This is a genomic window from Pseudomonas sp. REP124, from assembly GCF_020164475.1.
Taxonomy (GTDB): Bacteria; Pseudomonadota; Gammaproteobacteria; order Pseudomonadales; family Pseudomonadaceae; genus Aquipseudomonas.
Map to the genome: position 1 here is coordinate 1 of NZ_JAIQWX010000178.1, position 11,232 is coordinate 11,232.

General features: G+C 61.6%; 11 protein-coding genes. 2 read left to right on the top strand and 9 right to left on the bottom strand.

What is annotated here, in order from left to right; genetic code table 11:
- Positions 1 to 62: 62 nt before the first annotated feature.
- From K9857_RS27045 to K9857_RS27080, 8 genes are all read right to left on the bottom strand, one after another.
- Positions 63 to 2,492, bottom strand: coding sequence for a TonB-dependent siderophore receptor (locus tag K9857_RS27045; protein WP_224541101.1), 2,430 nt, complete (start codon positions 2,490 to 2,492; stop codon positions 63 to 65).
- 161 nt (positions 2,493 to 2,653) lie between these two features.
- Positions 2,654 to 3,643 carry a FecR family protein gene (locus K9857_RS27050; RefSeq protein WP_224541103.1) on the bottom strand — a complete coding sequence of 330 codons (990 nt, stop codon included), beginning with the start codon at positions 3,641 to 3,643 and terminating at the stop codon, positions 2,654 to 2,656.
- Positions 3,640 to 4,221: an RNA polymerase sigma factor gene (locus K9857_RS27055; RefSeq protein ID WP_224541105.1), complete on the bottom strand. Its 582-nt coding sequence runs from the start codon at positions 4,219 to 4,221 to the stop codon at positions 3,640 to 3,642. The genes K9857_RS27050 and K9857_RS27055 overlap by 4 nt, the downstream gene beginning before the upstream one ends.
- 4 nt (positions 4,222 to 4,225) lie before the next feature.
- Positions 4,226 to 4,552 (bottom strand): DUF3325 domain-containing protein, encoded by a 327-nt coding sequence (locus K9857_RS27060; RefSeq protein ID WP_224541107.1) that lies wholly within the window; start codon positions 4,550 to 4,552, stop codon positions 4,226 to 4,228.
- Positions 4,553 to 6,133 (bottom strand): PepSY-associated TM helix domain-containing protein, encoded by a 1,581-nt coding sequence (locus tag K9857_RS27065; protein ID WP_224541109.1) that lies wholly within the window; start codon positions 6,131 to 6,133, stop codon positions 4,553 to 4,555.
- Positions 6,130 to 6,435, bottom strand: coding sequence for a DUF3649 domain-containing protein (locus tag K9857_RS27070; protein WP_224541111.1), 306 nt, complete (start codon positions 6,433 to 6,435; stop codon positions 6,130 to 6,132). Before K9857_RS27070 ends, K9857_RS27065 begins: the two co-directional genes overlap by 4 nt.
- Before the next feature lie 391 nt (positions 6,436 to 6,826).
- A complete protein-coding gene (locus tag K9857_RS27075; protein WP_224541113.1) occupies positions 6,827 to 7,237 on the bottom strand; it encodes an HPF/RaiA family ribosome-associated protein in 411 nt (136 codons plus the stop codon).
- A 213-nt stretch (positions 7,238 to 7,450) separates the two neighbouring features.
- The gene (locus K9857_RS27080) at positions 7,451 to 8,398 is read right to left on the bottom strand and encodes a LysR substrate-binding domain-containing protein (RefSeq protein ID WP_224541116.1); all 948 of its coding nucleotides are present in this window, start codon (positions 8,396 to 8,398) and stop codon (positions 7,451 to 7,453) included.
- A gap of 135 nt (positions 8,399 to 8,533) precedes the next feature.
- Between K9857_RS27080 and K9857_RS27085 the strand changes: the two genes are divergently transcribed.
- Together K9857_RS27085 and K9857_RS27090 are read left to right on the top strand one after the other, a co-directional pair.
- Complete coding sequence (locus K9857_RS27085) at positions 8,534 to 9,910, top strand: L-serine ammonia-lyase (protein WP_224541118.1); 1,377 nt, start codon at positions 8,534 to 8,536, stop codon at positions 9,908 to 9,910.
- A 322-nt stretch (positions 9,911 to 10,232) separates the two neighbouring features.
- Positions 10,233 to 10,550 (top strand): DUF3509 domain-containing protein, encoded by a 318-nt coding sequence (locus tag K9857_RS27090; protein WP_224541120.1) that lies wholly within the window; start codon positions 10,233 to 10,235, stop codon positions 10,548 to 10,550.
- A 26-nt stretch (positions 10,551 to 10,576) separates the two neighbouring features.
- On the opposite strand, the gene K9857_RS27095 is transcribed toward K9857_RS27090, so the two are convergent.
- Positions 10,577 to 11,077 carry a phosphate-starvation-inducible protein PsiE gene (locus tag K9857_RS27095; RefSeq protein ID WP_224541122.1) on the bottom strand — a complete coding sequence of 167 codons (501 nt, stop codon included), beginning with the start codon at positions 11,075 to 11,077 and terminating at the stop codon, positions 10,577 to 10,579.
- Between the last annotated feature and the right edge of the window lie 155 nt (positions 11,078 to 11,232).

Sequence of the window (11,232 nt, forward strand, 5' to 3'; positions counted from 1 at the left end):
GTTAGGCACTCATCCACTGTGGGAGCGAGCCTGCTCGCGATGAACGATGACACGATCTTTCGTCAGAACTCGAGAGTGCTCGACAGCACCACCTGCCGCGAATCTCCCATCGACACGAAGAACCGGCTCGCCGCCGAGGTGTAGTAGGTGCGGTCGAACACGTTCTTCACATTGAGCTGAAACTTGACCTTCTGCCCGTCCAGCTGGGTGTCGTAGGTGGCGAACGCATCGGCCACGGTGTAGCTCGGCAGGTCGAAATCATTCACCGCGTTGCCCGCCCGCTCCCCGACATACCGCGCCCCGGCGCCCACCCGCAGCTGATCGCCGCCGATGATCCTGCCAAAGTCATACACCGCCGACAGCGAGCCGCTGTTCTTCGCCACATTCTGCAATCGCTTGCCTTCGTAATCCGGATCCTTGGTGACTTCGGCATCGGTGTAGGCATAGCTGCCGATCAGGCTCCAGCGGTCGCTGAGCTGGCCGCTCAGGTCCACCTCCAGCCCTCGGGAGCGCACCTCGCCGGCAGCGCTGTAGATGGTCACCGGACCTTCCGAGTTGGCGATCAGCACGTTGCGTTTCTTGATGTCGAACAACGCGATGTTGCCCGTTACCCGGCCCGGCAGGTCCAGCTTGGCCCCCAGTTCCCAGGACTTGGCCTCTTCCGGTGCGACACTGCCGTCGAGCACGGCGCTGCTGCCACTCAAGGGCGCGATGGTCGAGTTGGGTTTGAACGATTCGGTGTAGCTGCCGTAGAACGACAAGGCATCGGTGTAGCGATACACCAGGCCTGCACGCGGCACCCACTTCTGCCCGTTGCTGTCGGTGTTGGCGTGGAACGGCACGCCTTTGCCGGCGTACTGGTCGTACTCCTGGAAGCGTGCGCCTGCCACCAGAATCCACTGGTCGGTGAGGTGAATCGAGTCCTGGAAGAACACCGAATCACTGCGCAGCAGATCGGTCTGCGCACTGTCGGCCGGGCTGACGGTGGTGCCTTCGACTTCACGGCCATACACCGGGTTGAGGTAGCTGAAAGTGGTCAGGCTTTTCTGGCGGATCAGGTCTTCGCGGTAGATCTTGCGGTACTCGTCGTCGATACCTAACACCAGGTCATGCTGCATGCCCAGCACGTTCACCTTGCCTTCGAGGCTGGCGGTGGTGAAGCGGTCGGTGCTGATCGCATTCTGCGTGCCGTCCATACTGCGGGTCAGGGTGCCTTTGTTGGTGTCGATGGCGGTCACGCGCACCTGGCTGGCGTCGTAGGTTTCGCGGTTCCAGCTGTAGCCGAAGTGGGCATTCCAGTTGTCGTTGAGCTCGTGATCGGCCTCGAAGTGATAGAGGTCCGAGCGCCCTTCCATGTTGTTGAAAGGCTCGTCGAGCCGACGATCCCGGGAGATGTCCAGCGGATGGTTGTCCCGGGGGTCGATGATCGTGCCGCGGTCGAACGGGGTCAGAAATTCCCGGTGCTCGTAGGCGAACAGCAGTTTGGTGCTTTCGCCGAACCAGGCCAGCGACGGCGCGACCAGGGTCTCGCGGTGCACACCGTAGTTGCGCCAGTAATCTTCGTCTTCGTGGTCCAGCACCATGCGATAGGCCAGCCCCGAAGTGCCCAGGGCGCCGGTGCTGTCGAAGGTGCCGCCGCTGCCGTTCTTGCCTGCGCCATAGGTCGAGCCGCGCAGGGTCACGGCGTTGTACTGCTCAAGCTCGGGCTTCTTGCTGACCATGTTGACCACGCCGCCGGGGTCTTGAATGCCGTAGAGCAAAGACGCCGGTCCCTTGAGTACCTCAACCCGATCCACCGTAGCGTTCATGCCCCGGCCCTGCACGATGGGCATGCCGTCGCGCATGATCGAGCCGTTGCGGTTATCGCCGAAGCCGCGGGTCATGACCGAATCCTGGGTGCTGCCCAGGGTGTTGCCCTGGGTGATGCCGCTGACGTTGGCCAGGGCGTCATCCAGATTGCGCGGTGCCTGATCGCGAATCACCTGAGAGGCGACCACGTTGATGGTCTGGGGGATTTCCTGAATCGGCGCCGAGGTGCGCGCCACGGAACTCACGGGTGGCGGCTGGTAGCTCTCGGACTGTTCCACCACCGAGGTAATGGTGGTCGCACCCAGGTTCAGGGCGCCTTCCGTGGGCAGCGGTTCAAGGGCCATGGTGTGGCCATCGGTGCGACGGAAGGTGAAACCCGAACCGCTGAGCAGCCGTTGCAGAGCCTGTTCGGCGCTCATCTGGCCGCTGACTGCCGGAGCGTTGAGACCGTAGGGCGTCTCGTCGGTGTAGACGACGCTGATACCGGTGACCCGGGTGAAGTCGCTCAGGGCCTGGGGCAACGGCTTGGCGGCCAGGGAGAAATTGAACTGCCCGCGTTGCTGACTGCTGCCCGTGTCAGCGGCCATCGCCACGCTCAGGGGCAGCAACGCCAATGCCGAAAAACCTAACGCAGAAGCACCCAACCACTGTTTGACCGAACCGGATTTTGCCCTGGACTTCATGACTCATGACCTGTGTAGAACCGCAACGGATGCGAATGATTCGCTGTTTCAGTCACTACACGGATGGGGTTTGGGTTTACCTCACCGGGAAATGAAAATATTTTTCAGAGGGAGTGAGATTCCCTGTGGGAGCGGGCTTGCCCGCGAAGAGGCCATTCGCCTCACCGCAAAATAATCAGATGCCCCAACACCTGATGCTGCTCAAATCCCATCACCCCCTGCAACGAACTCAACACCGCCTGTGGATTCCGGCTCGCAAAGCTGCCACTGACCCGCCGCCTGCCCAACTCATCGCTGAGCAACACAATCCGCCCGGGGAAATAACGCCGCAGATCCTGCACCACATCGGCCAGCGGCGCCTTGTAGTAATTGAGCCAGCCCTGACGCCACGCCAATTGCGCTTCGCTGTCGACCCCGTGCAACGGCTGCGCGCTGCCTTCGCCATAGGCAACTTGCTGGCCGGCAGTGAGGATTTGCTGCGGAGCATCTTTATCGGCAATCACGCCAACGCGCCCGGACAACACCGTGACCTGCGCGCCATGGGGTTGCAGACGCACTTCAAACTGCGTGCCCAGCACCCGCGCCTGACCTTTTTCCGCATCGACCACAAACGGCTCGCCAGTGTGGGTCACACTGAAGAAACCCGCGCCACGCCGCACCTGCACATGCCGCTCGCCGCCGCTGAAATCCACGGCGATGGCACTGTCGGCATCAAGGGTGACTTGCGACTGATCGGCCAGGGTCACGGTGCGGACTTCCCCCGGCGCCGAAACATAATCAGCGCCCAGGTCATCCAGCCAGCGCAACGGCTGCCAACCGGTACCGAGGCTGACCATCATCAGCAGACACGCCGCCATCGCCAACGCACCGGACCAGCGCCGCACGCTGGAACGCCGCGAACCATTCATGGCATTGAGGTAACGCTGCAAGGCCAGGGCATCTTCATTGGCCAACGTACGCGCCGGCCCTTCGCTCAATTCCCACAGCACCTGCGCGCGGGAATAGGCTTCGGCATGGGCCGGGTCAGCTTGCAGCCACTGACTGAAGGTGGCCTGATCACTGCTGGTGGGCTGGTCATGTAACAGACTCAGCCAGGCCAGCGCCTGCTGCTCCTGATCGGGCGTCGGGGTGACGCGTTCGAGATTGTTCACGGTGCTTTCCCTGGCGTACGCGGTGACGGTTCCCGAAGGCTGGCCTTGCAGGCTTCGAGCGCGCGCATCATATGTTTTTCCACGGCACTTTGGGACAGGCCCATGGCCTTGGCGATCTCGGCGTATTTGCGGCCATGGATGCGATTGAGCAGGAAGATCTGCCGCGTGCGCTCCGGCAACGCGCGTAACGCCGCCTCGACATGGCGCAAATCGTTGCCCGCCTCCAGCGCCGCCTGCGGTTCACTGCACACGCCGTCCGATGGCTCCACCATCAAGCCTTCGCTGGCCCGAGCCCGCGAACCTTCGCTGCGCAAATGATCGATGGCGATGTTGCCGGCGCAACGCAGCAGGTAGGTGCTGAGTTCCTCGACCTGCACCAAGGGCCGCCGCCAGAAACGCAGGAACAGGTCCTGCACCAGATCCGCAGCGGTGGCACGGCAACCGACGCGGCGATTCACCAGCGCTTCCATCTGCGACTGTTGCGAGAGAAATACCTGAAGAAAATGCGCACGGTCGCCACGCGGTTCGTCGTGCTTGCGGGGCTCCACGTCGCAGGGTTCGGGCGGAAACTTGATCATCGATTCAATGGATCGCGAACGCGGCAATCGGGCTGAACAGCAGGCCGAGCGCAGCCAGCGACAACGCCAGACGCGGGCGATACGGCATCAGCAACACCAGCAACAAGGCGCTGAGCATCAACACCGCGAACCATTCCACCAGTCCGAATTCCCAACCGGTGGTCGACACCGTCGCCCACAGCGACACACCCAGCAACGACCATCCCGCGACCTTCATCCACCGACGCAGCGCCAGCGATGACTTGCGCCCGAGCAGCTCGACATGGTGCCGATCCATGGACAGACACAGCGCGGTGAAACCGCCGTAACAGAGCAAGCTGGCCAGCAACATTCAGTTGGCCTCCTGCTCAAGGTTGATCGCTTGTGTGCTGTGCCGCCCGGCCTTTTCAGCCTGCCCGGCGCGGCGCATTTTCCACGCCGCCCAGCCGAGGAACAGGCCGCTGCCCAGACACGCCAGATCGAAACCGGCCATGATCCAGTCGCCCGTCACGAATGCGTTGCCCAAGTGATACGGCGTGGTCAGGGCATTGAGCAGCGGAACCGCGACAAACAGCAGCGCCGCCAGCGTCAACTGCTCGACCCAGGCCGCACGTCCCCGGCGCAAAATGGCATGCAACAAACTCAGGCCCCAGGCGATGAAGAAGCCGTTGACCTCCCATTCCGCTCGCCCGGCCATCTCCACCGGCAACACCCGATTGGTCCAGAAGAACACCGCCACCGCGATGACCAGCCCCGACATGCTGGCGATGTTCAGCACTTCCACCAGCCGCAATTCGAAGGGCATGACGCCGCTTTTGACATGCTTGAGTTGACGCTTGCCGAGCCAGATCACCAGCCCGGTGCCGATCATCGCCGTGCTCGCCAGACCGCAGATAAAGTACAGCCAGCGCAACAGCGGACCGGCGAAATGGCCCATGTGCAAACCGTAGAAACCGCCGGCGATCGCCCGTGATATCCCCGGCTCCGGGGCCGCAGCCAGCAATTCTCCGGTGGTGCCGTTGAAGGTCACGGCGCTGCCGAAATCGTGGACCACGCGGTCCGCGCCATCCCGCGCCAGCACCACCGAAGCATTCGCATCACCGGGATTGTTCACCGTCACCCGCACGGCGCTTCCACCCGACCATTGCTCTCGAGCCTTCTCCTGCATCGTCGCCAAGGGCAACAGAGGCGCCGGATTGCCGGAGGCTTTTGCGTTGTTGGACGCAGGAAACAGCTCGCTGTAGAAGGCCTGCACATCGCCTTTATAGGCGGCGACGATACTCGCCGGCATCACCATGGCCATGAAGATCACCAGGCTGCTGTAGGTGATCATCAGGTGAAACGGCAACACCAGCACGCCCACCGCGTTGTGCCCGTCCAGCCACGAACGCTGACCCTTGCGCGGGCGGAAGGTGAAGAAGTCCTTGAAGATTTTCTTGTGGGTGATGATCCCGCTGATCAGCGCGACGAACATCACCATCGCCGCGATGGTCGACAGCCAGCGGCCCCAGGGATAAGGCATTTGCAGTTGAAAGTGGAAGCGATAGAAAAATTCGCCACCCGAGGTCTCGCGGCCCTGCACCTCGGCACCGGTTTGCGGGTCTAGGCGCTTCTCTGTGAACTGGGCGCGCTCGCCGGGCTTGGCCGGTGCCGGCTGCCAGCGGACCGTCAGGCCTGGCTCACGAACGCCGGGCAGATCGATGATCCAGCGCGAGGCGTTGGCGGCGTGTTGTTCGAGATACTCCTGGGCCAGGGTCAGGCTGGCTTCGCTGGACACCGAACGCACAGGGATTTCCGGCTGCATCCAGTGAGTGGTCTCGTCCTTGAAATAGGCGAGCGTGCCGGTCAGGAAAATCGCGAACAACAGCCAGCCGAACGTCAAACCGGCCCAGGTGTGCAACCAGGCCATGGCCTGACGGAATCCCTCTTTCATGGCCGGCCCATCCAGTAAGTCAGGCCGGCTGCCGCCGCGAGAATCAGCGCTGGCACCATCAAGCCGAACCAGGCACGCCACGCCGTGCGACAGGCGAAACACCAGATCACCGCCAGCAGATAGACCAGGAACGAACTCATCATCCCGGTCACCACCGCTTCGGCCCGTGCCATGGGCACCCACAGCGTCAGGCAGACACTCGATAGCGCCGTGATCACATAACCACCGAGCACGGCAGCCAGCACCCGCGAGAAAACCGCCAGTCGATAGGAAACGGGGAGCGTGTTGCGTTTGGCTTTCATGTCGCGACCTGAGTGAGCCGCCGTGAATGTCACAGTGGCCGGAGGGGCGCAATATTAATGATAAATATTCTCATACGCAAAGCCTGCGTCCTGTAGAAGCGAGCTTGCTCGCGATGGAGGCAAGACATGCGCGGGGTGTCAGTCAGCCAGCGTCATCGTTGGCGACCATTCGCGGGCAAGCCACGCTCCCACAGTGTCCGGTGGTGTTGGCCGATTCAGCGATCGGCACAAAACCCTGTGGGAGCGGGCTTGCCCGCGAAGAGGCCGGCACATCCAGCATCGATGTCGACTGCCCCGATGCTTTCGCGGGCAGACTCGCTGCAACAGTTTTGCGCAAAACAAAACGGGCCTGCAATGCAGGCCCGTTTTCATGGGGAGGTTAAATCAGGCTTCAGCCGTTTTGGGCGGCCTGTTCGTTTTCAAGAAATTCTTCTTCCAGCAGTTTGTCTGCATGTGGACGGCGCTCGAAGGGCACTACGGCGGCGCGTGGTTTGCCGCGCAGTTTGCCGAACAGGTGTTCCAGTGCGTGTTCGAGTTTCTCGGCAGCTCCGTCGATGGCCAGTTCCAGATTGGCGGCTTTGTGGGTGACGGAAATCGGTTGATGGCCTTTTGGCCGCGCTTCCAGTTGGCAGCGTAGATCGTGAAGACCGGGCTTGTCGCCGTTCTCATCCCGCAGGTGAACTTCGACCCGGGTCAAATCCTCCTCATAACGTTCGAGCGTGCTCTCAATGGTTGTACGTACCCACTCCTCCAGTCGAATGCTGCTTTGAATATGGTTATCGCTATTGACTTGGATTTGCATAGTTCATCCCTTATTTCAGCTAGCTCGCGAGAGGCCGGTCAGTCGAGCCCTGGGGCGTCCTCACCGTGACCTCTTACAGACACAATCGGTCTGTACGCTGAACAATTCAACCCCTGAAAAAAGATAAATTTGTAAACACAAATAAAACCGGACAACCGTTCAAAGCGCTGGTAAGGTCGGGAATTCACTCGCCCCGGCCTTGGTCGAAAATCCTTACATTTGCCCCTCGCCCAGCGGGTGCAAAGCACGAAAAATCCCCGCCTCCTCCACCAGCCAGTCATGCACCGCGCGCACGCCCGGATGGCTCAGCGCACCCGGCGCGTAGAGCAGCATGTAGCGCTTGTGATTGGGCACCGCCAGGCCAAACGGCACGATCAGCGCACCGCGCTCCAGCTCATCGTTCAACAGGGTTCGTCGGGCGATGGCCACGCCCATGCCGGCGATGGCGGCTTCGATGGTCAGGTGGTTGCGATTGAAGGTGTGCCCGCGCCGCACATCGGCGCCCTGGAAGCCGATGGCATTGAGGTAGAACTCCCATTCCGCGTATTCGTAACTGCCGCGCCAGGCGGTGATGTCGTGCAGCAACGGAAAGTGCATCAGGTCCGCCGGGCCGTGCAGCGGCGGTCTCCCGCGCAGCAAACCCGGTGCGCAGACGGGAAAGATCTGTTCATCGAGCAAGGCTGTGGATAACAGCCCTGGGTAGCTGCCGTCGTTGAGGTCGATGGCCAGGTCGAAGTCGCCCTCGTGCAACGGCACGCTGCTGTCCTCGGCCACCAGACGCAGCTGGATGTCGGGAAAACGCTGCTGCAAACGCGGCAGGCGCGGGGTCAGCCATTTGCTCAGGAACGACGGAATCGAACGCACCCGCAGCGTGCCGCTGATCATCCCGGCATCCAGCCGACGCAATTCCGCATCGATGCTGCCATAGGCCTCGTTGACGGTGATGGCCAAGCGCTGGCCTTCCGCGCTCAGTTCCACCCCGCGCGCTCGACGATGGAACAGGCGAAAACCCAGGCGCTCTTCCAGCTGACGAATCTGCTGGCTGACCGCGCCCGGCGTGATGTGCAGCTCTTCGGCGCAGCGGGTGAACGACAAGTGCCGGGCGGCGCAGGAAAACACCTGAAGCCACACATAGGTCTGGGCATGTAATTGACGGCTCATCGTTTAGTCCTGCTAAAGGCTCTCTTAGGAAGTTTCGTTGGTCACAGGGGACCGTGCTTGGCAGTATCGCTGAAAGTGCGCTTGTCCTACAGAAATGGCAGCGATTCATCTTCCATTTGCGGAATAGGCTTTAGCATGGCTATCAGTGTTTTCGATCTCTTCAAAGTCGGCATCGGCCCGTCCAGCTCCCATACCGTCGGTCCCATGCGCGCAGCGGCGACCTTCGCCCAAGCGCTGGTGGATCAAGGATTCCTGCCTGACGTGCGACGGGTAGAAATCCGGCTTTACGGTTCCCTGTCGGCCACCGGCGTCGGTCACGCCACCGACCGCGCCTGCGTCATGGGCCTGATGGGCGAATGGCCCGACCGCATCGATCCGACCACCATCGACAGCCGCATCCACACCTTGCGCGAAACCGCCCAACTGTCCCTGGCCGGTCAGACGACCATCGCCTTCGACTGGTCCCGGGACCTGCTGTTGCTCGACGAGAGCCTGCCCTACCACCCCAACGCCATGTCCCTGACTGCGTTCGGCGACACCGGTGAGTTGTTCGAACAAACCTACTATTCGATCGGCGGCGGTTTTATCGTCGAGGCGGCCGAGGCCGAGTCCGGCGTTGCGCCCGCCAGCGACGTGGTGTTGCCTTACGATTTTTCCAGCGCTGTCGAGTTGCTTGAGCTGTGCAACAAGCACGGCCTGCGCGTTTCCGAATTGATGATGGCCAACGAACGAGCCTGGCGCAGTGACGACGAAATCCGTCAGGGCCTGTTGCATATCTGGTCAGTAATGCGCGAGTGCGTCGAGCAAGGCTTGCGTCACGAAGGCATCCTGCCCGGTGGCCTGAATGTTCCGCGACGGGCGGCGAAGCTGCACCGCAATCTGCTGGAAATCGGCAAGCCGAATGTCATTACCTCGACTCTGTCGGCCATGGAATGGGTCAACCTCTATGCCCTGGCAGTGAACGAGGAAAACGCTGCCGGCGGACGCATGGTCACCGCGCCGACCAACGGCGCGGCGGGGATCATTCCGGCGGTGCTGCACTACTACATGAAATTCAATCCGGATGCGTCGGACGATGATGTGGTGGCCTTTTTCCTGGGCGCGGCAGCCGTGGGCATTCTTTGCAAGAAGAACGCTTCGATCTCCGGCGCCGAGGTCGGTTGTCAGGGCGAAGTCGGTTCGGCCTGCGCGATGGCCGCCGCCGGTCTGGCCGATGTGCTGGGCGCCACGCCGGAGCAACTGGAGAACGCCGCGGAAATCGGCCTGGAACACAACCTCGGCCTGACCTGCGACCCGGTGGGCGGCCTGGTGCAGGTGCCGTGCATCGAGCGCAACGCGATTGCCGCGGTGAAGGCGATCAACGCCACGCAAATGGCCCTGCGCGGCGACGGCAAGCACTTCATCTCCCTGGACCGGGTGATCCGCACCATGCGCGATACGGGTGCGGACATGCACGACAAGTACAAGGAAACGTCGCGCGGTGGTTTGGCGGTGAATTGGGTGGAGTGTTGATCGGTTTGGAGGCACAGCTAAGTTTTTGTGCCCGGAATTGAACACTTACCTGTGGCGAGGGGGCTTGTCGAAACGTCGCACCGCCCCGCTGGGCTGCGAAGCGGCCCCAAAAGATGGGACTGCTGCGCAGTCCAACGGGGGCAAGCCCCCTCGCCACAATGTCCGCGTCGGCACGGGGGTTATTGTCCGACAATCCAACCGGCATGCCCCTTGCTACATCCTCCTGTGAAAGCACGTCATGAAGTCCGATGGTCCGGTATCGCGAACTAATCCCGACATCGACCGGTCAACAACTGCACGTTCAATCAGGCGGTGACGCATCATGGACAACCCTTTTCAGCTCATTACCGATGCGTTTGCAGCGGATTACCACGTCAACCTGAGCATTCAGGGCCTGGACGGCAGCATCATGCTGACCCTCTCCGACAACGGTCGCATAGTCGCCAAACGCATGATCAGTGCCGAACAGCGCAACGACCCCGACCGCCTCAAACGCCTGGTACAGAGCATCCAGTTCGGCATCGCCATCGAACAGGGTAGAAGCGCGGTCGCGATTCTCGAAGCCATGACCGACAGCGGCTCGCGCAATCCGCCACCACCGTCGGTCAAAGGCCGGCCCCGACCCGCCATGCGTCTATAAATCTCAGGGCCTTGAATCTCAGGGCTTTAAATCTCCCCCTTCTCTACCTCCGGATGTTCACTTGAACCCGCACCGGTCTTGCGATGCGGGTTTTCAATCTTCACCGACGGAAATTGCGAAGACGCGTAGCGCACCACCAGAATCGCAAACGCCAGCAGCAGAATCCCGCCGCACAGGTAAATGATCCCCAGGTCCGGCGGGTTGTGGTGCGACACGTTGGAAATCAGCAGACGGGTCAGCGCGGTGATCGCCACGTAGATCAGAAAGCGCACCGGCATGTGGTTGGTCTTGAAATAAATCCCGACCATCGCACCCAATTCCAGGTAGATGAACAGCAGCAGAATGTCATCGATCTTGATGTGTCCCTTCTCGAGCATTCCCAGAAACTCCATCACCGCCGCCCAGGCGGTCACGGCGCCGATGGCGAACAGTGCCAGATAGTGGAAGGTCTCGACGAACAGGTTGCCCAGGGTTTCCGCCAGTTCGTGCACGGACTGCCGCAGGTTTTCGGCCCAGTTGATTTTCACGATGATGCTTCCTTAGGTCGGCTCGACCGGATAGTGCGGGTTGGACGTGACGGTTGTTCTGCATGCAGCTTTTCATGCAGAAACGAGGCCACGCCATCATGGCGAGCCCCCGCGAATCGCGCGCCGTGACGTTTTGCCGCGCCTCGATCCTGTAG

Coding starts and splice junctions, on each gene's coding strand:
- K9857_RS27045 (WP_224541101.1), bottom strand. CDS start 2,492: ATGAAGTCCAGGGCAAAATCCGGTTCGGTCAAACAGTGGTTGGGTGCT.
- K9857_RS27055 (WP_224541105.1), bottom strand. CDS start 4,221: ATGATCAAGTTTCCGCCCGAACCCTGCGACGTGGAGCCCCGCAAGCAC.
- K9857_RS27060 (WP_224541107.1), bottom strand. CDS start 4,552: ATGTTGCTGGCCAGCTTGCTCTGTTACGGCGGTTTCACCGCGCTGTGT.
- K9857_RS27065 (WP_224541109.1), bottom strand. CDS start 6,133: ATGAAAGAGGGATTCCGTCAGGCCATGGCCTGGTTGCACACCTGGGCC.
- K9857_RS27070 (WP_224541111.1), bottom strand. CDS start 6,435: ATGAAAGCCAAACGCAACACGCTCCCCGTTTCCTATCGACTGGCGGTT.
- K9857_RS27075 (WP_224541113.1), bottom strand. CDS start 7,237: ATGCAAATCCAAGTCAATAGCGATAACCATATTCAAAGCAGCATTCGA.
- K9857_RS27080 (WP_224541116.1), bottom strand. CDS start 8,398: ATGAGCCGTCAATTACATGCCCAGACCTATGTGTGGCTTCAGGTGTTT.
- K9857_RS27085 (WP_224541118.1), top strand. CDS start 8,534: ATGGCTATCAGTGTTTTCGATCTCTTCAAAGTCGGCATCGGCCCGTCC.
- K9857_RS27090 (WP_224541120.1), top strand. CDS start 10,233: ATGGACAACCCTTTTCAGCTCATTACCGATGCGTTTGCAGCGGATTAC.